Origin of the sequence: Cognataquiflexum nitidum, from assembly GCF_022538055.1 — a bacterium.
GTDB lineage: Bacteria > Bacteroidota > Bacteroidia > Cytophagales > Cyclobacteriaceae > Cognataquiflexum > Cognataquiflexum nitidum.
Genome location: NZ_JAKZAM010000013.1, coordinates 1 through 26,766 on the forward strand (window position 1 = coordinate 1; position 26,766 = coordinate 26,766).

The 26,766-nt window shown below is 39.0% G+C and carries 20 protein-coding genes; 13 read left to right on the top strand and 7 right to left on the bottom strand.

Translation table 11 applies throughout. The features are described 5' to 3' along the window. Window positions 1–254 precede the first annotated feature (254 nt). The 7 genes from MMU07_RS10335 (at window position 255) to MMU07_RS10365 (ending at window position 7,151) form a co-directional block, all read left to right on the top strand. Window positions 255–1,430 carry a helix-turn-helix domain-containing protein gene (locus tag MMU07_RS10335; protein ID WP_241125799.1) on the top strand — a complete coding sequence of 392 codons (1,176 nt, stop codon included), beginning with the start codon at window positions 255–257 and terminating at the stop codon, window positions 1,428–1,430. A gap of 398 nt (window positions 1,431–1,828) precedes the next feature. Next, entirely contained in the window at window positions 1,829–2,185 is a 357-nt protein-coding gene (locus tag MMU07_RS10340) for a helix-turn-helix domain-containing protein (RefSeq protein WP_241125800.1), read from the top strand. A gap of 32 nt (window positions 2,186–2,217) precedes the next feature. Further along, window positions 2,218–3,744: an arylsulfatase gene (locus MMU07_RS10345; protein WP_241125801.1), complete on the top strand. Its 1,527-nt coding sequence runs from the start codon at window positions 2,218–2,220 to the stop codon at window positions 3,742–3,744. Window positions 3,745–4,031: 287 nt separating this feature from the next. Further along, entirely contained in the window at window positions 4,032–4,565 is a 534-nt protein-coding gene (locus MMU07_RS10350) for a hypothetical protein (protein ID WP_241125802.1), read from the top strand. Window positions 4,566–4,581: 16 nt separating this feature from the next. Beyond that, window positions 4,582–5,592, top strand: coding sequence for an HAD family hydrolase (locus tag MMU07_RS10355; protein ID WP_241125803.1), 1,011 nt, complete (start codon window positions 4,582–4,584; stop codon window positions 5,590–5,592). After that, a complete protein-coding gene (locus MMU07_RS10360; RefSeq protein ID WP_241125804.1) occupies window positions 5,573–6,349 on the top strand; it encodes a DUF3575 domain-containing protein in 777 nt (258 codons plus the stop codon). The genes MMU07_RS10355 and MMU07_RS10360 overlap by 20 nt, the downstream gene beginning before the upstream one ends. Window positions 6,350–6,497: 148 nt before the next feature. After that, complete coding sequence (locus MMU07_RS10365) at window positions 6,498–7,151, top strand: DUF4136 domain-containing protein (RefSeq protein ID WP_241125805.1); 654 nt, start codon at window positions 6,498–6,500, stop codon at window positions 7,149–7,151. Window positions 7,152–7,298: 147 nt separating this feature from the next. Here MMU07_RS10365 and MMU07_RS10370 read toward each other — a convergent pair whose 3' ends face one another. The 4 genes from MMU07_RS10370 to MMU07_RS10385 all read right to left on the bottom strand — a co-directional run bounded on the left by MMU07_RS10370 (window position 7,299) and on the right by MMU07_RS10385 (window position 13,949). Beyond that, window positions 7,299–8,852, bottom strand: a complete 1,554-nt coding sequence (locus tag MMU07_RS10370) for an alpha-amylase family glycosyl hydrolase (protein WP_241125806.1) — start codon at window positions 8,850–8,852, stop codon at window positions 7,299–7,301. Window positions 8,853–8,917: 65 nt separating this feature from the next. Continuing rightward, a complete protein-coding gene (gene fbaA / locus MMU07_RS10375; RefSeq protein WP_241125807.1) occupies window positions 8,918–9,979 on the bottom strand; it encodes a class II fructose-bisphosphate aldolase in 1,062 nt (353 codons plus the stop codon). A gap of 20 nt (window positions 9,980–9,999) precedes the next feature. Then, on the bottom strand, window positions 10,000–12,777 hold the full coding sequence (locus MMU07_RS10380) for an alpha-amylase family glycosyl hydrolase (RefSeq protein WP_241125808.1): 2,778 nt from the start codon (window positions 12,775–12,777) through the stop codon (window positions 10,000–10,002). 89 nt (window positions 12,778–12,866) lie between these two features. Continuing rightward, complete coding sequence (locus MMU07_RS10385; protein WP_241125809.1) at window positions 12,867–13,949, bottom strand: SusE domain-containing protein; 1,083 nt, start codon at window positions 13,947–13,949, stop codon at window positions 12,867–12,869. A gap of 349 nt (window positions 13,950–14,298) precedes the next feature. On the opposite strand from MMU07_RS10385, the gene MMU07_RS10390 reads away from it, so the two are divergent. From MMU07_RS10390 to MMU07_RS10405, 4 genes are all read left to right on the top strand, one after another. Beyond that, the gene (locus tag MMU07_RS10390) at window positions 14,299–15,330 is read left to right on the top strand and encodes a LacI family DNA-binding transcriptional regulator (protein ID WP_241125810.1); all 1,032 of its coding nucleotides are present in this window, start codon (window positions 14,299–14,301) and stop codon (window positions 15,328–15,330) included. Window positions 15,331–15,540: 210 nt separating this feature from the next. Continuing rightward, a complete protein-coding gene (locus MMU07_RS10395) occupies window positions 15,541–17,967 on the top strand; it encodes a glycoside hydrolase family 31 protein (protein ID WP_241125811.1) in 2,427 nt (808 codons plus the stop codon). 43 nt (window positions 17,968–18,010) lie between these two features. Further along, window positions 18,011–19,345, top strand: a complete 1,335-nt coding sequence (locus MMU07_RS10400) for an MFS transporter (RefSeq protein WP_241125812.1) — start codon at window positions 18,011–18,013, stop codon at window positions 19,343–19,345. A gap of 75 nt (window positions 19,346–19,420) precedes the next feature. Further along, window positions 19,421–20,290: a type 2 periplasmic-binding domain-containing protein gene (locus MMU07_RS10405; protein ID WP_241125813.1), complete on the top strand. Its 870-nt coding sequence runs from the start codon at window positions 19,421–19,423 to the stop codon at window positions 20,288–20,290. Here MMU07_RS10405 and MMU07_RS10410 read toward each other — a convergent pair. The 3 genes from MMU07_RS10410 to MMU07_RS10420 all read right to left on the bottom strand — a co-directional run bounded on the left by MMU07_RS10410 (window position 20,265) and on the right by MMU07_RS10420 (window position 24,241). After that, window positions 20,265–22,217 carry a tetratricopeptide repeat-containing sensor histidine kinase gene (locus MMU07_RS10410; protein WP_241125814.1) on the bottom strand — a complete coding sequence of 651 codons (1,953 nt, stop codon included), beginning with the start codon at window positions 22,215–22,217 and terminating at the stop codon, window positions 20,265–20,267. The genes MMU07_RS10405 and MMU07_RS10410 overlap by 26 nt on opposite strands. Before the next feature lie 78 nt (window positions 22,218–22,295). Continuing rightward, window positions 22,296–23,534: a S8 family serine peptidase gene (locus MMU07_RS10415; protein ID WP_241125815.1), complete on the bottom strand. Its 1,239-nt coding sequence runs from the start codon at window positions 23,532–23,534 to the stop codon at window positions 22,296–22,298. 26 nt (window positions 23,535–23,560) lie between these two features. After that, window positions 23,561–24,241 (bottom strand): hypothetical protein, encoded by a 681-nt coding sequence (locus MMU07_RS10420; protein ID WP_241125816.1) that lies wholly within the window; start codon window positions 24,239–24,241, stop codon window positions 23,561–23,563. A gap of 96 nt (window positions 24,242–24,337) precedes the next feature. Here MMU07_RS10420 and MMU07_RS10425 point away from each other — a divergent pair, with 96 nt between their 5' ends. Next, the gene (locus tag MMU07_RS10425; RefSeq protein WP_241125817.1) at window positions 24,338–25,237 is read left to right on the top strand and encodes a class I SAM-dependent methyltransferase; all 900 of its coding nucleotides are present in this window, start codon (window positions 24,338–24,340) and stop codon (window positions 25,235–25,237) included. Between the two features lie 174 nt (window positions 25,238–25,411). Next, on the top strand, window positions 25,412–26,596 hold the full coding sequence (locus MMU07_RS10430) for an aspartate aminotransferase family protein (RefSeq protein ID WP_241125818.1): 1,185 nt from the start codon (window positions 25,412–25,414) through the stop codon (window positions 26,594–26,596). Window positions 26,597–26,766: the final 170 nt, after the last annotated feature.

Genomic DNA, 26,766 nt, shown 5'->3' on the forward strand with positions numbered 1-26,766 from the left:
CGACACCTTGATCAAAAAGTCAGAAAATGTCCTCCAAAACCTCACTCATATAGCTAAATTACAACCTGAGTAGTTACGATAATTGCTTTTGTTTTAAACTTCATAAAAATGCGTTCGGGACATATTGTTCAATGTCGCATCATTTGGCAAAAAACTGACAATATTTTCCCGAGATAAATCAAATTTAACCCAAAAGTGTTTTTTTTGCTATATTCAAAATTGATTCACCACTTTCAAGTTTGCTGATTTTTAAAATGGATTCAGGCTTTGATTTTAATAATTTATTTTTTCTTGTTTCTGTGGTCATAGGACTGCAGACGGGTGTTATTGTGATGGTATATTCTTTGCGTAAAAACAAGAAGAGTATCCCGCTTGCACTTACCTTCTTAAGCCTTTCACTAGCCATTTTTTTCAGCATGCTGATCAGTTCAGGGATGATGGTCCATTTGCCGGGAATATACAGGATAGGAAATATTTTTGGATTGATCTTTGTGCCTATGCCATTTATTTACATGCAATGTGTCACCCAAAACAGGAACTTAAGGTGGTCAGATGCTTTTCACCTGATTCCTGTGGCAATTTATATCATTGACTACTCCCCTGTTTTATTTTTATCTTCCGCTGAAAAGTTGGAATTAATACTTCAGGATATCAATGACCCTAATAGATTTACAGAATTCAGACAAAGTATGTTTTTCCCGGATGGATTTCATCAGACCTTCAGAACCATCCTGATCAATATTTATTGGCTTATGCAGGTGGGACTTTTGGTCAAATGGCAAAAAAACATCAACAGACCCTTCAATAAGTTTGAAAAAGAATGGAGAGTTTGGATAATCTTCTTCATGAGCTTTCAGTTTTTTTTATTCCTGCCATTTTACATGACATATTTTTGGTTGGACAAAGAATTGGTTTTTATGTTGGTTCACTTTACAGGTGCGGTTTTGTTGATGTCGAGTGCTGTGTTACTTTATTTTTTTCCTCAACTTCTATATGGTCTCGATGAAATCCAATTTGTGGCAGATCAGATTATCAAAATGGAATCTTATCCCAAAACCGAAAAATCAGGTATTCAGCCTGACGATAAAATGAAAGAGCTCGGACCGATAATTCTGGATTGGATGGATGAAAAGAAAGTTTATCTCAACCAGCGCTATTCTATTCAGGATTTTGCCAGGGATACCAATATTCCTTATTACCAACTTTCTGCCTGCATCAACCACTACCTGAACACCAATTTTGCAGACCTACTGAACAAAAAACGAATTGAGTACAGTATTGAATTACTGCAAAAAGGTGAGTTTTCAAATTATACTTTGGAAGCTTTGTCAGGAGAATGTGGCTTCAACAACCGTAACTCATTTGTGCTGGCGTTCAAGAAGTTTACGGGTACTACTCCCTCCAACTTTAGAAAAAATCTTACTAAGTAGCCCTACCTTTTATAACTATTCCTATCTAGCATTTTCCTTTTCAACAATGCACACATCTTGATGGTACGGCTATAGTTGAGGTCATCCTCATTGCCATCACTACCTATCATCTAAACTTAAATCAATTTGTGGATCTTAAACTAAAAAAAATAAAACCTAATGTTTTATTTGTAGGAAACACCCCATTTAAGGACTACAAAATTCTTACTGCCTACATTTTGGCAATTTTCAGATATTACTTTGACAATTTTCGATAAAAAATGTCAAGTATAGCATCTAAATCCCAATTACGGTTGCGTTAGATACTTACTTTTGTTTTGAACAATGAAAGGAAATCTCAATGTTTTTTGAAACTATTGAAGTAAAAAAAATCCAAATTTTATTAAGTATAAACTTTGATGGAAAGTAAATCAAAATCACGGTTGACCAACCGCGAACTTGTAATCAAATCGATAGAAATCATGCATCTCAATGTGGGCAACAAGGAAGAAACTGACTTGGATCACATGATTTCCTTCTTGGGCATGCCACAGCGCACTTTTTATTATACATTCAAAAAAGTGACGGGAGAAAGTCCCAAGAGATTTATCAAGCACCTGAAGATGAGAAAAATTCACCAGGACTTGAAAACAAAAATTCCTGGACAAAATATAAAAAAGATAGCATCTGAATATGGATTTAGCCACATGGGACAATTCAGTCAAGACTACAAAAATGTAATAGGTGAACTAGCCTCTTCCACCTTAAAACGATAATAATTAACCAAATTAAACTAAAAGAGCAGATTATGAAAAAAACACTTTTGACTGTCTTTACCCTGATACTGAGTGTCAGCTTAGGATGGTCCCAACAAAAGAAACCGAATATCTTGGTCATCTGGGGAGATGATATCGGTCAGTTTAACATCTCGGCCTATAATCTCGGCATGATGGGATATAAAACTCCAAACATTGATCAGATAGCAAGAGAAGGTGCCTTATTTACGGATTGGTATGGACAGCAAAGTTGTACTGCGGGGAGAGCAGCCTTTATTACAGGCCAATCTCCAATACGAACAGGTCTTACCAAGGTGGGTCTCCCCGGCGCTCCTGAAGGAATGAGAAAAGAGGATCCTACTCTTGCTACCTTGCTTCGTGCGCAGGGTTACATGACGGGTCAATTTGGAAAAAACCACTTAGGGGACAGAGATGAGATGTTGCCTACAGCCCATGGGTTTGATGAATTTTACGGCAACCTATATCACCTCAATGCAGAAGAAGAACCCGAGCATCCTGATTATCCTAAAAATCCTGATTTCAAAAAGAACTTTGGTCCCAGAGGTGTAATCCATAGTTTCTCGGATGGCAGGATCGCCGATACAGGACCTTTGACAAAGAAGAGAATGGAAACCATTGACGAAGAAGTCAATGACAAAGCAATGGATTTTATGGAGCGTGCTGCCAAAGCTGACAAGCCTTTCTTCCTATGGTGGAACAGTACCAAAATGCACATATTTACCCATTTGTTGGATAGCCTTAACGGAAAAACCAAACTTGGAATCTATGCCGATGGGATGGTCGAGCATGACCGTCAGGTCGGATTGATATTGGGCAAGTTGAAAGAACTTGGGTTAGATGAAAACACCATAGTTATGTACTCAACAGACAATGGCGCTGAGGCATTTACTTGGCCTGATGGAGGAACTACCATGTTTCGTGGAGAGAAAAATACCCAATGGGAAGGTGGTTATAGAGTTCCAACCGCCATCAGATGGCCGGGCGTAATCAAGCCAGGAACTATCATCAATGAGATCGGTGCCCATGAAGACATGTTGACTACATTATTGGCTGCAGCAGGCTCTCCCAATATCAAAAATGAATTGTTGAAAGGCAAAAAAATCGGATCGATGACCTATAAGGTACACCTTGATGGGTACAATCTCCTTCCGGCGCTCAAAGGTGAAGAAGCATGGCCTCGTCAGGAATTTATCTATTGGACAGATGATGGAAGCGTAGCTGCATTGAGATATGGCAATTGGAAAGCAACTTTCCTTAGACAGGATGCTCATGGAATGCATGTTTGGCTTGAGCCATTCACTGTACTGAGAGCTCCACTATTGACTAATCTCCGCATGGATCCTTTTGAATTGGCACACGAAATAGGAATGGATTATGACAGGTGGTTTTTAGAACACATGTTTATGATTGCCCCTGCCGGTGCCTATGTGGGAAAATGGCTTCAAAGTTTCAAAGAATTTCCTCCAAGACAAAAACCTGGTTCATTTAACCTGGAGGCCGTCATGGAATCTGTGACTCAAGGCTCGAGAAAACAATAATTGAATTAGATCACTTCGGCCACATTCTTATTTGGTCGAAGTGATTTTTAAATTGAATCAAAAAAGGATAATGATTTTTTGACCTTTACAAAATTGGATGGTATTTCATTCATTTCAATTTCTTTGACCCTTGTCTTTTCTTGAATACCTCTCATTCTCTTTTGTGGATAAATCCGTAGCAAGAAGAATATTTAGTAATCTTCCCAAAATATCAGACCTTGTAAAGGGGGTATTTCTACCGTGAATTCCTGAAAATGATTTTCTTAAAATTAAAATCTTCATTCTCCATGAAATACCTGATCATATGCTTATTTCTGTCACAAAATGTTTCCGCCCAGGAGAAAGAAGGCCATTCAGAATCATACTTTAAAAGCCATTCTATTGCACTTTTACTTGGTCATACCCATGTCAGTCAAGGTATAAGAGAAAATGCGAGAAGTTGGCTGACTTTACCTTCTGTCAGCTTGGATTACAATTACCTGCTATCAAAAAAACTAAGTATTGGCCTTCACAATGATTTGATAATTGAAAACTTCAAAATAGAAAAGTCAGGAAGCAGGTCGCAAATAGAAAGAACCCGACCTTTGGCAAGCGCCATGACAGTAGGTTTCAAACCTGGTAATCATTTAACCTGGCAATTTGGGTTGGGTGGAGAATTTTCAAAAGAAGAAAATTTCTTTTTGAGCAGACTTGGTGTCGAGTATAGTCACGAAATAGCCGAAAATTGGGAATTCATCTCCAGCTTTATTTATGACATCAAGTGGAATGCCTATGACAGTTTTGCTATCGGAGTAGGCTTATCCAAGTCATTTGGTAAATAAACCGATCAAATTATCTATGAAAAATTTAATTCCAATCCTTGTTTTATTGTTATTTTTGGTTTCCTGTATTTCAAAATCCCCTACCCTAACGGAACAGTCCAAATCGGAAACTGATCCTTTGCCTAACTGGAGTGAAGGATCTTCCAAGTCTGTAATCCTTGATTTTATTACCAAAACCACCACTTTTGGAAATGCGGGTTTTTTACCTGAGTCGGATAGAATTGCAGTTTTTGACAATGATGGTACGCTATGGTCTGAACAACCCATGTATTTTCAATTGGCATATGCCATTGATTTCATAAAAAAAGAATCAACAAACCATCCTGAATGGAAAAAAACAGAGCCATTCAAAAGCCTTCTTGAAGACGACATCAAACATGTGATGGAAGGTGGAGAAAAAGCATTGGTTGAAATCATAATGGCTTCTCATGCCGGGATGACTTCAGAAGATTTTCAAAAATCCGTAAGTGATTGGCTTGATTCTGCAACCCATCCCAAAACAGGGAAGCCTTATAACCAAATGATTTATCAACCTATGGTAGAATTGTTGGAATACCTTCGTGCCAATGGGTATAAAACATTTATAGTCTCAGGTGGAGGAATTGACTTCATGAGGGTTTGGGCAGAAAAAGCATACGCGATCCCCCCATACCAGGTCATTGGGAGTTCCATCAAATCCAAATACGAAATTGTGGATGGAGAGCCTGTTATCATCAAACTTCCGGAACTCAATTTTTTCGATGACAAAGGCGGCAAGCCGATAGGCATACACCAACATATTGGAAAAAGGCCTGTTTTGGCAGTAGGAAACTCAGATGGAGATTATGAAATGTTGCAATATGTCACTGCCGGTGAAGGCCCACGGCTTGGAATGTTAATCCACCATACGGATTCCATCAGGGAATATGCCTATGATCGAAATTCACACATCGGAAAACTTTCAAAAGGACTCGATGATGCTGCCCAAAACCAATGGCTAATAGTCGATATGAAATCGGATTGGAAAAATGTATTTAACATTAAATGACATTAAAAATTTATTGGTGATTGTCATTTTGACAATGTTTTCTCTTGACGTTTCAGGACAGGATTCCAAGTCAAAAGAGAAAATATATCAAAATACCGTCCGGTACAACATCTCAAATCCTGTCATCTTTGGGATTGAAAATTTTATTTTAGGATACGAAAGGACTTTAGGAAAGAACAGAAGTTTCAGCATAGACTTGGGAATCAACAGACTACCGGGCTTTGAACCTGAGACAGACAACTTTGAAAATTCAACTCTCAGTCTTTTGGCAGGTGGTAAAAACAAAGGGCTTCACATCTCTGCAGATTACAGGTTTTACCTTAAAACAGAAAACAAATATGATGCTCCTCGAGGAGTCTACATAGGACCATATTATTCATTTAATTCATTTGATAGGACAAAAAATTGGTTATTGACCTCAAATAATTTTAATGGGGAAGTAGGAACAGATTTGGATCTAAAAATCCATACAGTCGGAGCCGAATTAGGGTACCAATTTCAAGTTTCCCAGAGGTTTATGTTGGATTTTGTCCTTTTTGGGCCGGGATTGGGAATATATAGGGCTAATGTAGATTTTGACAGTTCCCTAAGTCCTGAAGATTCCGCTATATTATTAGAAAAAATAAATGACCTTTTGTCTGAAAAAATACCGGGATTCAACACCATCGTAGATGGTAGCGGATTTGAAAAAACAGGTGTTGCCAATATTACAGGTCTTGGGTATAGATTTATGATCAATATTGGCTATAGATTTTAACTGAAACAACCACTGTGCTTCAAAAAAGAATTTAATGAGAAGTTAATTGATCCAATCTTGATAAATTTGTCGGTCCTTCTACACAAATAAACTAATCATAATACCTAAAGAAAATTCAAAACCCAAACTTTATAAACCAAATAAAAACATGAAAACCTTAACAATAAAAAAATCGATTTACTTGATTGTACTCATCGGATTGGTATCAGGATGTTCCCCTGCGACCAAAATCATTGGATCCTGGAAAAGCCCTGAGGCTCAAACTGCCGGATATTCCAACCTATTTGTGGCGGCATTGATCAGCGACAATTATGTAACCAAAAAAACCATTGAAGATGACATTGATGAGCTACTGATCCAAAAAGGAATTCAGGCCATAAGTAACCTTGAGCAAGTAAAACCAGGATTGATATTGACCAATGACAACAAAGACCAAGTCGTCCAAGAAATCAAAAAAAGTGGTAGAGATGGCATCATGACTATTGCTATCATCGATCAGACAAATGAAACGAGATATGTACCCGGAACTGCCTATTCACCTATGTATTATGGCGGCGGATATGGGAGATTTGGTGGGTATTATGGCATGTACGGACCTACGACTTATTCCCCGGGATATTATGCTACAGATAAAAACTTTTATGTAGAGATAAATTTATACGATACTGAAACCCAGGCTTTGGTGTGGTCAGCACAATCAGCAACCACAAACCCTTCAAGTATAGACAGGGCTGCACGGGAGTTTGCACTTGTGGTGGTGGACAAAATGATAAAAGATAAGATTATTATTCCCAAAAAATAATTCAGCTTCTATCTAATTATTTCTAATGGCAAAGGCCTGCTTCAGAGATTTGAAGCAGGCCTTTGCTTTGTATGTATAAGGAAACAATTCCCTGAAGGGCGTAAAATTTTCCTTTTGAGAGCAGTGGTTTTTAAAAAATCATAATGATTACAATTCCAATACAATGCTGCTAAATCCGGGTAACAGGATTTTATTTCCTTCTTTTTTTGCTTCCCCAAAAGAATATATTTCGATTTGGAATCCTTCAGGTACATCAATCGAAATCTGTGTACTACCTAGATTGTGAACTACGAATAATTCTTGGTCTTCGTGGTTTCTGAAAAACGCCATCAATGGTTTTGGCAATTCCCCTTCATACAATTCTAAGCTACCCAAGGCCAAAGCCCTATTGCTGTTGCGGAGTTTTATGATTTCCTTATAATGGTTGAAATAACTCGTACTCATGGACTTTTGGATTGCAAGAGGAGTAACAAACTCATCTTTTGAATAAAAGGGTTCTAGCCAGGTTGCTCTTCCTTTGTCATTGGCTTTCATGTCCCACAAAAAAGGCTCTCTAATGTTCTCATCGGGCTTTTTTCCAAGCATACCAATTTCTTCTCCATAATATAAGTAGGGTGCTCCCGGCATGGTCATAAGGATATTGATAGACTGCTTCAACTTCCTTGGATTTTCATCCAAGGAATTGAGCAACCTTGGTTGGTCATGATTTGATGAAAATGTCGCATCAATAAATTCTTCCGTAATCCCATTATAAAAGTCCAAAACTTCTTTTTGCTTTTTGGCAAGCAACATTCCATCTTCTTTTTTGTATGATTCAATCAAAGTATAATGGAAGTCAAAATTGAATAAAGCGGGCAATCCTGGGAGATAAGGTGCTACAATTTCTTTTTTATCATATACCTCACCCACTAGGTAAATATCCGGTTTGATGGAAGTCATTTTATCCCTGAATTCCTTCCAAAAGGCATGGTTGTCCAAAGGCCTGTCATCCGGGAATATGTGTTTGGCAGCATCAAGTCTGAAGCCATCTACACCCACATCTTCCAGCCAAAACCTTCCGATTTCATAAATTTCTTCCCTTACTTTTGGATTGTCAAAATTTAAATCAGGCATTCCTCCATAAAAAAATCCATAGTAATAATCCTCTCCAAAACCGGGGTCATGCCACTGTCGGATGTTATCACTGTCAAGAGTGATGGTTTTTTTATCAAGGTAATCGGCTATCGTATCTTTTTGTGCCCAAACATAATAGTCTCTAAAAGGATTATCCCTTCCTTTTTGTGACTCCAAAAACCAAGGGTGCTTGTTGCTTGTGTGGTTTATGATCATATCGATCACCACTTTGATGTCATTCTTATGGGCTTCATCCAAAAACGACTTAAAATCCTCCATTGTCCCATAATCCGGGTGGATGCTTTTGTAATCCGTTACGTCATATTTATGATAACTCGGAGAAGCCATGATGGGCATAAACCAAATGGCATTTGCCCCCAATTCCTTGACATGGTCCAATTTCTTCTTTACACCATTGATATCCCCGATACCATCCCCATTGGAATCATAAAACGACTGGATGAATATCTCATAAGTAATCCCCGCCTTAGGCCAATGGTTTTCAATTTTCTTTTCTTTCCTGCCCAAGCAAGATGAAACAGTTATTGTCAAAATCAATAGAACAACTTGAATTGAATTTATTTTCATAGGGTAATCTTTAAAATAGAAAAAGTCACAAAAAGTGACTTTTTCTAAGTTTTTAATAAATAGATTTAGTTTCTGTTGATAGCATTGAGCATTTCAAAAGCGAGTTCCAATCTCTTCATAAAAGTTTCTTCGCCTTTTCTCAACCACACTCTAGGATCATAATATTTCTTATTAGGACTGTCAGGTCCCTCAGGATTTCCTAATTGAGACTGCAAATAGCCTTCGTTCGATTTGTAATAATTTTTGATTCCTTCCCAAAACGCCCACTGCTGATCAGTATCAATGTTCATTTTAACAGAACCATAGCTGTTAGCCTCTCTGATTTCTGCTTCTGTTGAGCCTGAACCTCCATGGAATACGAAAAACAACGGCTTGCCTGTTGTTCCGTATTTTTTGTTGATATAATCCTGGGAGTTTTTCAAAATGATAGGTTTCAAAGAAACATTACCTGGCTTATATACTCCGTGGACATTCCCAAAAGCTGCTGCAATGGTAAACAAATCATCTACCTCCTTGAGGTGTTCATAGGCATATGCCACTTCTTCAGGTTGGGTATATAATTTTGAACTGTCGACATCCGAATTGTCCACACCGTCCTCTTCCCCACCTGTCACACCCAATTCGATCTCAATTCCCATTTCAAGCTTTTTGAACTTCTTGAAGTATTCAACAGAGATTTCAATATTTTCCTTTACTGGTTCTTCTGACAGGTCCAGCATGTGAGAGCTATATAGCGGCTTCTTATGAGCAGCATAATATGCCTGTCCTTCTTCCAAAAGTCCATCGATCCAAGGAAGCAGTTTTTTTGCGCAATGGTCAGTATGCAAAACAACAGGTACGTCATAAGCTTCCGCCATTCTATGTACATGCAAAGCTCCTGAAATAGAACCTTGTATTGCTCCGATTTGATTTTGGTTACCTAAACCTTTTCCGGCAAAAAACTGTCCGCCGCCATTGGAAAACTGTATGATTACGGGAGAATTGACCTTTTTGGCTGTTTCAATGACTGCATTGACAGTACTGGTATTGATTACATTGACCGCAGGCAGTGCAAATTCACTTTCTTTGGCATAAGACAATAGGTCCTTGAGTTCTTCTCCGTACTTGACTCCTGGTTTGAATTTCATGTTGATTTAAAATAGGTTGATTATTTCTTTAAAAACCGTTTTCTCATTATTTGACGGTTATCACTGATCTCAAAGATATAAAGACCTGTTGTAAAATCCCGTATATCGACATGCAAATTCTTGTCCGTGACCAAATAAACCTCCTCTTGAAGGACTTTCCCTGTCACATCCATAATTCTGAAATTCCCCTTGTTCATCGTATCAGGAATGACAACAGTCAACCTATCAGAGGCAGGAACGGGATAAATTTTAAACGCTGATGGATTTGGAATTTCAGGATTTATGGAAAGAATCGGATCCTGAAGGATTTCACCCTCAGGTAATGGAAGTTTTTTGTTGGTAAACATCAGGAATTCATTAGCTTTTACCCTAAAGGCACGTGAATTTCCTGAAAGTACGATTTCTTCTCCGGTAAAATAATTATACCAAGTCCCAGATGATGGGAAAGTAAGGTTGGCACTCGCAATGTCTGTCAGTCCAAAATTACCATACAGTACTACTTGAAGGTCAGCGTCTGTCAATTTGATGCTTTTCAAATTCTGAGTTAGGTCCAGAGTTGCATTTTGCGGGTTATTGAAAGCGTTGAATTTGCTTTTTAGTTCTAACATCGCTCTATACATATTGAATAATCGCTGTCTATCCGGGTTATCGAGATATTCCCATTTTGTGGGTTTGATACCTAACCTGTCATTGTTGAGCTCAAGATCGTATCCAAACTCTTCAAATTGCCACATCATTTTTGGACCAGGAATGGAAAAGAAAAAGGCAGCCATCAGCTGATTTCGGTTTACAGCATTACTGAGTTGGCGAATATTCAATGGAGTGGTTCGACCCCAAGTAAGGGATTCCCACATGGTTCTTTCCTCATCGTGGCTTTCCATATAGCCCACCAAAGTATTGTCATTCCAGCCTCTTGACTTAAAATACCCCCATTCAAAATTCCTTGAATTTCCTTTGGCGATTTCTTTAAAGTCAAAATTCATACTTCCCCAAAACATCATTCCGTGGTTGGACAATTCTTTTTCTTCAGTATTGTCTGCAAAATGCTCCAAAATGACATATGCATCGGGATGATTTTTTTTGATCTGATCATAAATATTCTTCCAGATGCTGATTCTTGAAGGATCATATTCACCCCAGAAACCGACATTGTCACCTGAATTGACTTGTGTAAAGCCCTTGCTCAGGTCAAACCTGAAGCCATCCACTTTGTATTCTGTCAGCCAATAATTATTGACCGAATCTACAAAGGCTTTGGTGTAAGGGCTCTCATGGTTAAAGTCATAACCAACATTGAAAGGATGCTTTGCGACCCTGTTGAGCCAAGGGTTGTCTGAAGTAGGTGCACCATAATCTCCGTCATTATACAGCCTGACAAAAGGACTCTGCCCAAAGGCATGGTTGAGTACCATATCCAATATGACCATAATCCCTCTCTTATGGGCCTCGTCTATCAGTTCTTTTAAGTGGTTCTTTGGACCATAAAATTTATCCACTGCAAAAAAGAAAGAGGGATTATAACCCCAAGACAGGTTTCCTTCAAATTCCTTGATAGGCATCAATTCAATGGCATTGACTCCCAAACCAGCCAGGTAATCGAGTCTTTCAACAACAGCTTTGAAAGTTCTTCTCTCATCAAAATCCCTGACCAAGAGCTCATAAACCACCAATTCCTCTACAGCAGGTTTTTCGTAATCCAGGTATTTCCATTGGTACTGGTCTTGAGCTGTTTGGAGAAAAGTGGCCTGAAATTCGGTTTTCCCTTTTGGATATGGCTTTAAACCAGGATACCTGTTTTGAGCAATGATCTCATCATCATGAAAAGGATCTGAAACTTTGTCTGCATAAGGATCACCGATTTTGATATTCCCATCAACCAAATACTGGAAAATGTATTCCTGCTTTGGTACCAATCCTGTCAACCTGTACCAAAACAGTTCCTTATCGGGTGTTTGGTTCATTTGGAATGCAGGAAGGACTTCCCAATCATTGAAGTCTCCAATCACAAAAACGTTTTTCTTCAATGGAGCTTCCAAAACCAAAACCACTTCAGTATCTGAAATATAATTGATCCCTCTTCTGACACCTGAAGGTAAAGGCGCCTGTGGACTTGGACCCACTACGGTAAGTGTAATCTCGGCAGTATCTTCCTCTCCCGTTTTCAGAGCTTTGGCAACTACCTTAAAAGATCCTTCCGCAGTTGCTTGAAAAGTATATTGTAGACTTTCTACATCAGCGGCAGATGCCACTGCTACTCCATTGATTTCTAAGCTAAGATTAGCAACATCTGATGAGGCAATCCTGATTTCCTGTGATTCCCCGATTTCCAATAATTTGGATGAGGTAGGATTGGCAAAAGTCACTTCAAAGCCTTGACTGAGGTCTACAAAAAAATCAGCATTTGTATCGGTCTTTCCTTCCAATGAACCCGTGGCATTTCTGAAGACTATCCCTAATCTATAAATGGTTTGTCCTGCTGACGGTTTGAAAAATTCATTGGGGGTAAGTTCCCATTCCCATATATTAGGAGCTGTTTTCACCATTCTTGCAGCGGGGTCAGCAGTACCCCATGCAAATGGGACAATAGCCCAAGTCCTAGATGTAGGACCCGCAACAACAGCGCCTATATGGATATAAACAGGATCGATGTCTTTGAGACCTGTGGTTCCCTTGGTGGCATCATAAATAATTTTGATTTTTTGATCTGCACGCGGGAAAGCAGGTTCTGTGCTTACCTGGGAAAACCCAAGATTCAATAAGAAAAAGAAAAAAACAGATAGCAATATTTTTAATTTCATAGTATAAATCTACTAAATAAACATTCAATATTAAACAAACAAAAAGGCTACTTATAAGAGTAGCCTTTTTGTTATCAAGGGAATAAAGATTAACCTTCAATAAATATATACCTTCCATCCAAGGAGTTAAACCACATTTTGTAGGTGCCTGCCACTATTGGAATATTAGCCGAATTTCCTAATTCAGCTTTCCCCGAGATTGGAGTTATTGCGCCCCAATTAATCGTCCAAGCATCATTGGCTCTGAACTTGATTTCACCATCTGTTACAGTTGCAGTAATATGCCAAAGGTGCTTATCAAATGTAAGGTTTGTCATAGCGGTACTTGAATCCCAACCACCGGCAGTTGAGCTTCCAATAATTCCAACAGTTGGATAAAATACATTTGAAGTTCCTGTAAATGGAACTATCGAGAAGGTATTTGCAGCAAGATTAAGTGTGAAAGTATAATAACCTGCTGTGCCGATTGCAAAAGCACCTGGATCAGAACCTCCACCTGGATTAACAGATACAGCAGCACCTCCATTTGTACCATATTGAGGCTGCCATTGACCCAGTTTTTCTAGGACTTTAAATTCTCCAACAGCGAAAAAGCCGGTGTAAACATAAAGATCTTTATTGGCGGGGTCGCGGAATAAAGCAGGGTTATTGTTATCATTGCTCCATCCCGGTGCAGTGGCATTACCTACTAGGAATAAATTTCTTAAGATGACTGCATCTTTATATGCAGTTATTGACAGTGTGGTGGCCGTACCTACCAAAGGGCTCAAACTTCTGTCAATAGTTGTTTTAAAACGGAAATCTACATTTCCCGGAACATTTGGTTCAAGACCGGCTGCTACTATTTTCTTATTAAGTTCTCCTAAAGCTACTTTTACGGTTGGAGTTGTAGAGCTTCCCAATCCTACGACGGTTGCGAAGTTGGTTCCACCTCTTGCCATCTCCAGTGTATAAGTGTAATTTCCTGTTACTCCAAAATCAGGTATAGAGGCCTGAAAGAAAATCGTATCTTCTTTTTCAGCTTCAGTGAGCACTATTGATGTACCTGCTGAAGGACTTGTTAAGGTCGATGCTGTTTGCGGGATAATTCTAGGTTCATCTACAGGCCCACATGACCACATAATGAAAGGGAGCATTAAAGCAACCCAAACTAATTTTGATAAAACTCTCATACAGATTTGTTTTGGTATTTATTGTTTCAAACTTTAATTAATTAAATCCTATTTTTAAATTTTTTATTTATGTTTTTCAACAAGAGATTTTTGACTGCAAAAACTATATTGTAGAATCAACTATGAAATATTACGCAATGGAAAATGTCAAAACAAATATTCTTCAGTGATTTTTTTTGAAAATATTTGTGCAAACGTAACCGCAAACGATTGCATCATTTTTTATACTTCGAGGATAGTCGAGGGAAATTATTTTTTTGAAATCAAAAGCAAAAAAAATAACGTGACAATTAAATACATAATCACCCAAAAACTTATATATTTAAATTCTTAGAAAAATCTAATTTTAATGAAACTAGGTCAAGCCACCATAAAAGACATCGCAAAGGAACTGAATGTATCCACATCAACGGTTTCAAGAGCTTTGAAAGATTATCCGGGAATCAGTGATGAGACAAAAAGAAAAGTCAAAGAACTGGCAGATAAATTGAATTACCGACCTAATGCGGTGGCACTGAGCCTCAGAAAAAGCAAATCTTTCACCATTGGCGTCATCATTCCTGAAGTGGTGCACTTCTTTTTTTCTACTGTTATCAGCGGTGTGGAGGAAGTGGCCTTTGCCAACGGCTATAACGTTATCTTATGCCAAACCAATGAAAAATTCAGCAGGGAGAAAAGTAGCGTGGAAACTATGCTGTCCAATCAAATAGATGGTGTATTGGTGAGTTTTTCCAGAGAAACTACAAATTTTGACCATTTCAAAAAAATGATTGACCTGGAGTTTCCGATTGTTTTTTTTGACAGAATCCCTGAACTTGAAAACACCATCAATGTCACTGTCAATGACTATCAAGGGGCCTACGATGCTGTAAAACACCTAATTGATCAGGGTTTTAATAAGATCGTACACCTGTCGGGTCCTGACAACTTAACCATCAGCAAACAAAGGAAAGAAGGTTACCTGAATGCCCTAAAGGACTCAGGTATCGAACCCAAATCTGAATGGATCCTCGAATGCCCTTATGGAACAGAAAAAGAAAGCATTTTAATCACGACAGAATTATTTAAGAATAAAGAAAACAGACCTGACGCTATTTTTGCGCATCACGATATCGTCGCAGCAGGTGCCATGATGGCGCTTAAGGCACTTGACTTAAGAATCCCTGAGGATGTTGGAGTAGTCGGTTTTTCTAATTGGCAGTTTTCGTCCATGATTGACCCACCACTCTCCACTGTAGCCCAACCCGGTTTTCAAATCGGCGAGAAAGCTACCCAAATACTGCTCGACCTTATCAATAAAAAAACCAATATGGAATCCATTTCAGAAAACATCGTCCTGGACACCGAACTATTAGTGAGAAAATCGTCTGTTAAGGTCTGATTTTTTTGATTAAAAAAATTTTTCTGTGCAATCGTTTGAACATGTCCATCGACTATAAAAACCAAGTTTTTTTACATTTAAAGCTTTTTTTGAAGCTATCAGAGCTTGGATATAAATTTTATCATTTCAGTTTATATCATAAATTAGAACCTCAATTTCAGATTGTATCATAAGAAACCCAGGCAAATCCTGCAAACAAGAAACTTACAAATGCCTCACGCCACCCATCCATCAAAATCATCCCAAAATCTTGCCATTGGAGACGTACTGTCATGGAACAAAAAATCAAACGGGATTTATGGAAATACAGCCTTTTCCAATTTTGAAATTACAATTTATAAACAAGATACAATCCGGATACAGATAAGTCGGGAAGAAGGTTTTAGCCCAAACCCATACACCGTAATTTCCTCACCCGGGGATATTCAACCTTCAATAATGGAGGAAAATGGAAAAGTATGGCTTAAAACTTCAAAAATTCATTTGTCGGTTAACCTCAATCCATTTTACCTGACATTTTACACTCCGGAAGGTCAAGTGATCAATCAAGACGATCCTGCTTTTGCAGTGTCTTGGTTGGGTACGGAGGTGAGTAATTATAAAAAACTACAAGAAAAAGAAAGGTTTATTGGCTTGGGAGAAAAGACAGGGCATCTTGACAGGTCCGGCCGTGCCTACACCAATTGGAACACTGATTATTTTGCTTATGGTGTTGGGGATGACCCTTTGTACATGAGTATTCCTTTTTATATAGGTGTTCACAGTGGCTTGTCCTATGGGATCTTTTTTGACAATACACATAAATCTGTTTTCAATTTTGGTGCTTCCAATAACCGCTTTATATACTATTCAGCGGATGATGGAGACATGGATTACTACTTTTTTCACGACGATTCTATAGATAAGATTATCAGTTCCTACACTGATTTGACTGGAAAAATGGAAATGCCACCCTTATGGTCTTTGGGTTTTCAGCAGTGTCGGTATTCCTATTATCCTGATTCAGAGGTAATTACATTGGCCAATACTTTTAGAGACAAGGACATGCCGGCAGATGTCATCTACCTTGATATCCATCATATGGAAAAATATAAAGTCTTTACTTTTGATGGACAAAAATTCAGTGATCCAAAATCCATGATCAAAGCCCTAAAGCAAAAGGGCTTTAAAGTAGTAGTCATTCTGGATCCTGGAATAAAAACAGAAAACGGCTATTTGCCATTTGAAGAAGGAAAAGAAAAAGATCTATTTGTTAAATATCCCGATAATGAAGTTTATGAGGGTCAGGTTTGGCCGGGTTGGTGTGCTTTTCCGGATTTTACCAAAGATGAAACGCGAAAATGGTGGGCTGAAAAAATGGCTTTCTACGAAGAAGCCGGAGTAGATGGTTATTGGACAGACATGAATGAACCCGCCTCTTGGGGTCAGTTTACCCCAAATTTGATCAATTTTAATTATGAGGGTGAAAATGTAAGCCATAGAAAAGCAAGAAATATTTATGGGTTTCAAATGGCCCGAAGTGCCAAAGAAGGATGTGAATTGCAAAGACCTAAAGAAAGACCCTTTGTTTTGACAAGGTCAGGGTTTTCCGGTATCCAACGTTATGCCGCAGCATGGACAGGGGACAATGTCGCATCTGAGGAACACATGATGGCAGGCATAAGATTGGTAAACAGCCTCGGATTAAGTGGTGTGGCCTATTCGGGATATGATGTCGGTGGTTTTGCGGGTGAAGCCACAAAATCCCTCTTTGCAAGGTGGATGACCATAGCTACTTTTGCACCTTTGTATAGGGCACATTCTATGATCAATAGCAATGATGCCGAACCATGGGCCTTTGGGGAGGAGGTTGAAGAAATCTCCCGAAATTACATGAAATTACGGTACAGGCTACTCCCAACGATTTACAGCAGTTTCTACAGAAGTACTCAATCAGGTCTTCCAATAGCAAAAAGTCTTGCTGTCAATTATCCCCATGACAAGAATATTTATGATAGTTCTTTTGAGAACCAATACCTGTTTTGTGACAGCCTTTTGATCGCACCTGTAGAAAGTTACAAAGAGATTACAAAGGTTTATCTTCCTGAAGGTGAATGGTATTATTTATTTGATAATCAGAAGTATATAGGAAATAAAATTATCTATCAAGATTGTCCCCTAAACTACCTCCCTGTTTATGTAAAGGCAGGTTCTATATTGGCATTACAATCCGATGTGTCCTTTACAGGTGAGACCCATGATGGCATACTCAGATTTCATGTCTATGCCGGAAATGATTCTTCTACCTATCTTCACTATGAAGACGATGGAATTAGTCCTGAATACAAAGAAGGAAAATTTTTGAAGCGCGAGGTTAGCTGGAATTCGGAAATGAAGAAGCTTAGCTTTTCAAATACCGAAGGAGATTTCAAAAGTAAGTTTGAAAAGATTAAGGTTTATTTTCATGGGTCAAACCCCGGTGAGGTGACAATCAATGGAGAACTGGTTAAGGTGGATAAAGAAGATTTTGCATTCTTAAAAAAACTGACTGAATTCGATCCGCTTCCAGACAACAGTCACCCTTACATGGAAATCAAAAACATTTCCTCTTGCACTTTCCAAAATAATTCAAGCGCTTTTGAGGTCGAAATCCAATAAACCCCTTATTCAAAACCAATCCTAAAGCAATCAACCCAAAATAATGCAGGCAATAGAAAATAAACCAAGACTCAGTTTTTGGCAGATCTGGAACATGAGTTTCGGGTTTTTGGGGATCCAGTTTGGATTCGCCCTTCAAGGCGGTTTTATGTCAAGGATATTCCAAACCTTAGGCGCAGATAAAGACGCTATTCCTATGCTTTGGATAGCAGCACCACTGACTGGATTGCTGGTGCAGCCGATTGTCGGGTATCTCAGTGACCGTACCTGGCATCCAAGATATGGAAGAAGAAAGCCTTTTTTCTTAATCGGTGCAGTTTTAAGTACCATAGCCTTGTTTTTTGCACCATATTCTTCGGCTCTTTGGATGGCTGCCGGTGCTCTATGGATTCTCGATGCTTCCATCAATATCAGCATGGAGCCTTTTAGAGCCTTGGTGGCGGACAAACTTCCTGACAGCCAAAGATCTTATGGATTTGTGGTTCAGACTCTCATCATTGGTATTGGGACCTGGGTGGCGAGTAACCTTCCGTGGTTTATGACACAGCTGGGGGTACCAAATACTGCAGCGCCTGGAGTGGTTCCTGAATCTGTCAAATTTGCTTTTGCGATAGGTGCAGTAGTGCTTTTTAGTTCAATTTTGTACACCATCCTCACTACAGATGAGTATCCACCGGATGATCTTGAAGCACTCAAAAAAGAAAATGAGGAAAGCAAAGGCTTCCTCAACGGACTCATTGAGATCTTTAAAAATATTTCAGGGATGCCAAAAGTCATGAAACAATTGGGTTTGGTTCAGTTTTTTTCTTGGTTTGCCTTTTTTACAATGTGGAGTTTTGCCACTCCGGCCATCACAGAACATATCTTCAAAGCCACTGATACCACATCTCAAATATATAATGATGCAGCAGACAGTGTGGGCAATTATTTGGGTACATATGGATTAGTATCGATGTTTTTTGCTTTAATCTTGGCTTTTGTGACAAGCAAGGTCAAGATCAACAGGAAACTTCTTCACATGGTCAGCCTCATAGCCGGAGGATTTGGCTTCATCTTAATTTACTATATATCTGAACCTTGGATGCTGCACCTTTGCTTTGCATTGGTTGGAATAGCATGGGCAAGTATACTTTCCATGCCTTATGCAATGCTTTCGAGTGCAGTCAATCCGAAGCAGATGGGCGTGTATATGGGTATATTCAACATGTTTATTGTCATTCCTCAAATTGTGGCGGCATTGGGTGGTATAAATTTCTTGTATAAGTTTTTATTTGGAGAGGAAGTAATATATACAATGGTTTTGGCAGGATGCTCCCTGATTGTTGCAGGATTAAGCAACCTTTTGATTACAAATCGAAATGCCACACATGACCTATAAGCAAGATAAATTCATGATTTATCAATACCGCTATCTTAAAAAATAGCGGTATTTTTGTTTACCTAAGCTTGAAAAATGAAAAAAATATCCATCACAGGCGTACCTGAGCATTTTAATTTTCCTTGGTTACAAGTCATTGAAAAACAACCTTTTTTGAATCAGGGCATTCTTTTGGAATGGCACAATGAACCAAAAGGTTCAGGCGAAATGAACAGATCTTTGAGGAAAGGTGAGACGGACATAGCTGTTGTATTGACAGAAAGTTTTGTCAAGGATAAGATTGAAGGAAACCCCGCTTTAATGGTAGGTTATCACGTGGAATCTCCTTTGGTTTGGGGAATTCATGGATCGGGAAAATCTACAGTTGTAGACATCTCCCAACTAGGGCATGGTGAATTTGTTATTAGCAGGTATGGTTCAGGTTCTCATTTAATGGCTTTTTTATTAGCCAAAAGGGAAGGTTGGGACCTGGACAACCTTGATTTTGAAGTGGTGGGTGACCTTGATGGAGCAAAGGAAGCACTACAGGATGAAATCCATAAGCTTTTTCTTTGGGAAAAATATACCACCAAACCTTTGGTAGATATTGGGGTTTTTAAAAGAATCGGCGAAATTCCTACACCTTGGCCATGCTTTGTTATGGTGGCCAATCCCAACATTCTGGAAAAACATCCTGAAATTGTTGGCAGACTGAGGGAGTTGGTCTATAATCAATCTATGGAAAACATTCAAAAACCTGATTTCCCATATGTATTGAGCGAAAAATATAAAATTAACATCGAGGACATCAAATCCTGGCTGTCTCAGACAAGATGGGCAAAAAATGGAAGAATATCCATAAAAACGCTGAAAGAAACGATGGAAATTTTAAAGAATTTAAACCTGATCCAAAAGACAGTTGAACCGGAAAAACTTGTATTTACACCGCTTGTTGGGCTTTATTGACAGTAATACTTTGCAAAAGTAAAATGGCTTTTGTCCCCTCTCCTTTCTTACTTTCAAGTATCAAAGCTCCCTCCATCAATCCCAAAAATTCCTTGCAAAGATTCAAACCAAGCCCTGTGCCTTTTTCTTTATCCGTTCCTACACTTGATTCCAATAAAGATACATTCTGGTGGAGAATGGTATCTAATTGGATTTCACTCATTCCAAGCCCATAATCCTGAATCACAAGCTTGGTTAAATCTCCTTCCTTTTGGGAATAAATATCAATATTCGAGCCTTTGTTTGAAAATTTGATAGCATTGCTAAGAAGATTCCGAATGATCAACTGAAGTAGGTCTTGATCTACCAATGCGATCTCCTCGATGATATTGGTTGTAATTGTAATCTCTTTTGAATTGGCTTGATACTGAAGCAATTCCAAACAAGGTCTGATTACCTTTTTGATATTGGTGGGCAGCAATTGGACTTTAAAACCTTCCATTTGGGACTTGGACCAACTCAAAATATTATCCATATTTTCGAAAAGCCCATCCACGTTTCTTTTGAGAATATGTGAAATCCCATCAAACTCCTCTCGGCTTAGTTCCTGTGAATGTAAAAGATCCAAGACTCCTTTCAACTGTGCAACGGGGCTTTTGAGGTCATGTCCCAATATAGAAAGAATCCTGTTTTTACTTCTGTTGGATTCGGTCAACTCAAAAGACTTTTTCTGAAGTTCCTTTTTTTGTTCTTCAAGTATGGAACGCTTTTCCTGAAGTCTGTTATTGGCATCTCTTTTCTTTTTTAATAATATTCCCAACCAAAATAACATTCCAAGCAGAAGCGCAGAAAAAATCAAAAACATGATCAAAATCTTATTGAAACTTTTAATTTCCAGCGCTTTCAATGAATTTTGAATCTTGAGGTAATTGATTTCAGCGTCTGACTTCTCCACTTCAAACATGGCTTGCAATAGCGAAAACCTATCCTTGTTTGAGGCTTCATCCATCGCCTCTTGTAGTTGTAAATATGCTTTTTGATACTTAAAGGCTAATGGTATATTGCCCTGAGAATCGTGTACTGTGGAAAGGACTTTATAAGTTTTTGATAGCTCATCATTCAGACCGTATTCAGTGGATATATCCAAACCCTTTTTCAGGTAATCCAATGCTTTTTTTGATTCCCCATTCAGAAAGTATGCTTTTCCTAACCTGTGTAATACCGAGGCCTCAAATGTCCTAAGTGCATCAGGTGTGGAAACCTCAATTGAATAATCATAGCTTTCTATGGCTTCTTGAATTTGTCCTTTTTCAAGGTAAATGTCTCCAATGACCCTATGGGTAAAACTTCCAAAATAATTTTCCCCAAATACTTCATTTGACCTTAACGCTTCCTGTGCAAAATAATATGCAGAATCCAGATCCCCCTTCATGGAATAATTGAGTGCAAGGTTATTAAGGCTCCTTATTATCAGGTAAGAATCATTTACTTCTTTCCCTAATTTATACCCTTCTTTAAATTTCCTTATCGCCTCTTCATAATTCTTTTGTTGAAAATAAAGTGCGCCAAGGTTATTCAATACCATTCCTAGTTCTCCTTTTTGGTTGTGCGCAAGTCCTATCAGATAGGCATCTTTTGAGTACCTAAAAGCTTTGTCCCAGACGCCCAACCGGTAATAAATCCAACCAAGATTTCCTTTTGCAAGGCTTATTTGCAAGCTATCATTAAGTTCAGTAGCCAATTCATCGGCCCTTTGGCCCCAAATTAAGGCTTGTGACAAGTCTTTTTCTCTTGTCAAAAAAGTCAACCGATTTAATGCGGATAATCTTTCTTCTCGGGAGACTTCATGAGACAGCAAATGATTCAAACTATCAATCTCTCTAGATTGGGCAAGGATATCTAGTGACGCACAGAATAAAAGGATGAAATACAAAAATGACTTATTCATCAAGAAAAATTTTTTTGAGAAGATCTAAGCTCTGCGAATGTATGTAAATATCTGTAAACCATCAAAATCATGAATGATTCATTTTCCAACACCTCTAAATGCGATCGGATCTGAAGGGGAAATCGGATAATTAAGCGCATAGCCATCTGAGCCAATCTCACCCAAAACTCTAAGCCCGGCAACATGAGGTGCCGACATTGAAGTGCCTGAAAAGTACCTATATCTCCCTCCGATTGTAGTGGATAAAACATTGACTCCCGGGGCTGCATACTTGATAGGGAAACCATAGTGAGAAAACCACGCATATTTATCTAAAGCATCAATCGCAGAGACAGTTATGGTGTATGTACCATTTACCCTAGCCGGACTAAATGAAGTGGCCGGAAGGCTGGAATTTCCTGAAGCGATGACCATCCATATTTTTTTATTCTCAGAGGCATTTAGCACAGCATCATCAAAAGCCCTGCTTTTGTCAAATCCTCCAAAACTCAGATTAGCAACATCACCCGGGATACCGACTTTGCCAACATGGTCAATCCCAGCTATCATACCCGAATAGGTAAACAGGGCGGATGGCCCGAAAAATATTTTAACAGGAACAAGATGAACACCTGCCGCTACCCCAACTACTCCAAACAAATTATCCAAGGCTCCTATAGTCCCTGCTACATGTGTTCCATGTCCATGCTCATCGATAAAACACAAATCCTTATTTACGGGATGATATGCGTCAAATGCTTTATCAATACAGACATTAAGGTCAGGATGGTCGAGCTGGATTCCGGTATCCACCACAAAAACAGTATTCTTACCTTTATATGCAAAAGGCCCCCCTACTCTTTTGATCCCCCAAGGAACGATTTGAGTATTTACAGGATCCGAAGTGCCTTTTGGATCGGAATTTTTCGGAAGCTCTCCCAAAGTACCTGTCCTGTCTTGCTCTACATATTTCACTAAAGGATCATTTTTAACCTGCTCAAGTTTATTTTTATCCATTTTGGCGCAAAAACCGTTGAGTACTGAAGAATATACCCATTTAAGACTATCTTCCGAAATCCTGTATTTGGACAATAAATTGATAGTTTCTCTTTTCATTGATAGTTCCCTGGAAGAATTGTCAGTCGTATTTATTCTCCCGGAGATTTTTTCTTCATGGAAAACAACAATATATTGATCCTCTACCGGCACAGTGGGTACAAAAGAGGAAAATTCCAGTTTCTGAATGGGCTCAAGATCTGAAGATTCATCAGGTGAACAAGAAAAAAACAGATATAAGGCAAAAAAACAAACAAATCCAAAAACCGGGTTTGACTTCATATAGTATTAATTTCTGGTTGAAGGTACTAATTTATTAAAAAAGTAATGATTTTTTTCATGCCCAATGGGTCATTTGGGTCAAGTTTATTTTCTTTGATAAATTCCTTCATTTCATCGTTTCTGCCTCCTGCCCATTCTTTCAATCCTGCACTGTTTGTTTTTATCTCAGTTGATTGCATACCTTTGATTTTGAAGTACTTAATATCATGTCTAAATGTGTCATACTGAGGTCCTGAATACCCATCTCGCTGACCGCTTGGCCTTATCAAAGTCTTTTTATGGGAAGCAATATATTTTTCACCGTCTTTCTCAAAAAGTATTTCGACCAATTGAGGCTTACCCTGCAGGTATTCCATTTTAAACCTTCGTACCTCTTCTCCCGGTACTTCTATCCATTCCCAGTTCCTAAGCAAAAGCGGTTCTGAATCCTCCCCTCCGGTTTGTATATAAACTTCATTTTTATCCAATAAAATATTGAAGGGAATCTCGCTGTAATCTTTTCCACCTTCAAGACCAATTTTGCCCAGAGGCGGAACATCAAATAAAAAAGGCGTTCCCTTCAATCCATCACTCTTAGGATTGATCCTAAAAGTGCCAAGGTATTGTTGGTACTGACTATTCAAGGAAGGGTTGGTCTGACTTTCTGCAGAATGGATACAAGCCAAACCAAGAAAAAACATAAAAAGGAAAGGAATTAATCTCTTCATGATAGATAAGTAAGGATGGAAGACAATCTAAATTAACTAAACTATTCCCGATTATAAAATACTTCCGCTCTCCGATTATATAATTACTTTTGCAACATGAAAGAAACCATCCTCTCGCTCTCCCCGCAGCATTGGGAAGATTATGAACTGATTGACACCGGTGGATTTGAAAAACTGGAAAGATTTGGAGATTTTATCCTCAGCCGACCGGAACCACAGGCGATTTGGGATAAAAGTCTGGATGAAAAAGAATGGCGGGAAATGGCGCATGCGCATTTTGCGAAGGAAAAAAACAATCCCGAAAAAGGGCAATGGAATGAACTGAAAAAGATTCCACACAATTGGCAGGTCAGCTACAAAAATCCTGATGGACTGAAAATGAAGCTCAATCTTGCCATGACTTCTTTCAAACATATCGGACTTTTTCCCGAACAGGCGGTAAATTGGGATTATATATCTGATACATTGAAAAGCTTTCCGGTAAAATCTCCCAAAGTTCTCAATCTATTCGCGTACACTGGAGCATCGTCTGTTGCTGCCAAAGCCTGCGGTGCAGATGTCACGCACCTGGATTCTGTCAAGCAGGTGGTCACTTGGTCCAAACATAATATGGAATCTTCCGGTCAGGATGGAATCCGTTGGATAGTGGACGATGCAATGAAATTTATCAGAAGGGAAGTTCGCCGGGGAAACAAGTACCATGGAATTATCCTTGACCCGCCGGCATATGGACGTGGTCCGGATGGGGAAAAATGGATTTTGGAAGAACAGATCAATGAAATGCTCAAACTTTGTGCAGAGCTTTTGGACCCTGAGCACCATTTCCTGATTTTGAATATGTATTCTCTGAGCTTCAGTTCGATGATCGCCGCTAACCTTGTCAAATCCAACTTCAAAGAAATCAACAATGCCGAGCACGGTGAGTTATACCTCGTAGATCGATTCAAAAAGAACTTGCCGCTGGGGATTTTCTTTAGGTTTAGAAGTGGAATGTAAAGGTTGTAATTGTTGTAGTGGCTGTAGGGGTTATAATGGTTGTAATTGTTGTAATTGTTATAGTTGTTGTCTGCTTCGCGTGGTCAGGTTCTCGGAATTAATAATTCTGAATTATGAATTATGAATTGATTTCTCCAATCTCATATCTCCCGTCTCAAATCTCCCTTCTAAAAAATGAATCACCGTCAACTTTTCCTCTCCCACCTCGCGCAGACTACTGACTTTCCTTTGATGATAGAAATCGAAAAGGCAGAAGGAATCTACATGTATGGGCCTGAGGGAAAAGAATATATGGACCTCATTTCAGGAATCGGCGTCAGCAATGTCGGTCACCGCCATCCGAAAGTCCTCGAAGCCATCCATAAGCAGTTGGACAAATACCTTCACCTGATGGTTTATGGAGAATATGTACAAAGTCCTCAGGTTCAATTGGCTAAAGCACTTTGTGACACCCTTCCTTCCTACCTTGATAACGTCTATTTTGTCAACTCCGGAAGCGAAGCCGTGGAAGGTGCGCTGAAATTGGCGAAGCGTTATACCAACCGCCGAGAAATCATTTCTTGCGTCAATGCCTACCACGGTTCTTCCCATGGTTCACTTTCCGTCGGCGGCAATGAAATTTTCAAAAGAGCCTACCGTCCCCTTTTGCCAGGAATCAAAAATGTGGTTTACGGAAGTTATCACCAACTTGATGAAATCACGGAAGATACTGCAGCTTTCATAGTCGAGACCATTCAGGGCGAAGCGGGAATCAAGGTAGCCTGTTCGGATTATTTTAAGGCTTTACGCAGAAAATGTGATGAGACCGGCACCTTATTGGTTTTGGATGAGATTCAGGCGGGATATGGGAGAACAGGCAAGTTTTGGGCATTTGAGCATTTTGAGATTGTACCTGATATATTGGTCTGTGCCAAAGGTATGGGTGGAGGAATGCCGATCGGTGCTTTCATTGCCAACAAAGACGTCATGGGTGCATTCAAAAACAACCCCCTGTTGGGACATATCACTACCTTCGGTGGTCATCCTGTTTCAGCAGCCGCCTCATTGGCCACGATTAAAATTATTCAGGAAGAAAAGCTTTTGGAACAAGTGGAGGGAAAAGCAAATCTCTTTAAAAAACTGCTCGTGCATCCCAAAATCAAATACATCCGCAACAAAGGGCTAATGATGGCTGTAGAATTTGAGTCTTTCGAAGTTCTAAAACCAATCATCGACAGGGCTATCGAAAATGGAGTCATTACCGATTGGTTTCTTTTTTGCGATGATGCGATGCGGATAGCACCGCCTCTGATCATTACCGAGAAAGAAATAGAAAAAGCATGTGGGGTGATTTTGGAGGCGATTGAGGGGAGATTTTAATGGTTGTAGTGGTTCTAGTGGTTGTCATTGTTATTGGGTTGTCAAGTTGTCGGGTTTTCAGGTTGTCAGGTTCGAGTTGTCAGGATGGGGAATCCGTCATTCTGAATTTTTCATTTTTAGTTCTAAAATTCCTTAAGTCTTGTTTCTTTCTTGTAATTATCGAGATAGAT

Coding starts and splice junctions, on each gene's coding strand:
- MMU07_RS10395 (WP_241125811.1), top strand. CDS start 15,541: ATGCCTCACGCCACCCATCCATCAAAATCATCCCAAAATCTTGCCATT.
- MMU07_RS10400 (WP_241125812.1), top strand. CDS start 18,011: ATGCAGGCAATAGAAAATAAACCAAGACTCAGTTTTTGGCAGATCTGG.
- MMU07_RS10355 (WP_241125803.1), top strand. CDS start 4,582: ATGAAAAATTTAATTCCAATCCTTGTTTTATTGTTATTTTTGGTTTCC.
- MMU07_RS10420 (WP_241125816.1), bottom strand. CDS start 24,241: ATGAAGAGATTAATTCCTTTCCTTTTTATGTTTTTTCTTGGTTTGGCT.
- fbaA (WP_241125807.1), bottom strand. CDS start 9,979: ATGAAATTCAAACCAGGAGTCAAGTACGGAGAAGAACTCAAGGACCTA.
- MMU07_RS10360 (WP_241125804.1), top strand. CDS start 5,573: ATGTATTTAACATTAAATGACATTAAAAATTTATTGGTGATTGTCATT.
- MMU07_RS10385 (WP_241125809.1), bottom strand. CDS start 13,949: ATGAGAGTTTTATCAAAATTAGTTTGGGTTGCTTTAATGCTCCCTTTC.
- MMU07_RS10335 (WP_241125799.1), top strand. CDS start 255: ATGGATTCAGGCTTTGATTTTAATAATTTATTTTTTCTTGTTTCTGTG.
- MMU07_RS10350 (WP_241125802.1), top strand. CDS start 4,032: ATGAAATACCTGATCATATGCTTATTTCTGTCACAAAATGTTTCCGCC.
- MMU07_RS10415 (WP_241125815.1), bottom strand. CDS start 23,534: ATGAAGTCAAACCCGGTTTTTGGATTTGTTTGTTTTTTTGCCTTATAT.
- MMU07_RS10425 (WP_241125817.1), top strand. CDS start 24,338: ATGAAAGAAACCATCCTCTCGCTCTCCCCGCAGCATTGGGAAGATTAT.
- MMU07_RS10430 (WP_241125818.1), top strand. CDS start 25,412: ATGAATCACCGTCAACTTTTCCTCTCCCACCTCGCGCAGACTACTGAC.
- MMU07_RS10340 (WP_241125800.1), top strand. CDS start 1,829: ATGGAAAGTAAATCAAAATCACGGTTGACCAACCGCGAACTTGTAATC.
- MMU07_RS10390 (WP_241125810.1), top strand. CDS start 14,299: ATGAAACTAGGTCAAGCCACCATAAAAGACATCGCAAAGGAACTGAAT.
- MMU07_RS10405 (WP_241125813.1), top strand. CDS start 19,421: ATGAAAAAAATATCCATCACAGGCGTACCTGAGCATTTTAATTTTCCT.
- MMU07_RS10370 (WP_241125806.1), bottom strand. CDS start 8,852: ATGAAAATAAATTCAATTCAAGTTGTTCTATTGATTTTGACAATAACT.
- MMU07_RS10410 (WP_241125814.1), bottom strand. CDS start 22,217: ATGAATAAGTCATTTTTGTATTTCATCCTTTTATTCTGTGCGTCACTA.
- MMU07_RS10380 (WP_241125808.1), bottom strand. CDS start 12,777: ATGAAATTAAAAATATTGCTATCTGTTTTTTTCTTTTTCTTATTGAAT.
- MMU07_RS10345 (WP_241125801.1), top strand. CDS start 2,218: ATGAAAAAAACACTTTTGACTGTCTTTACCCTGATACTGAGTGTCAGC.
- MMU07_RS10365 (WP_241125805.1), top strand. CDS start 6,498: ATGAAAACCTTAACAATAAAAAAATCGATTTACTTGATTGTACTCATC.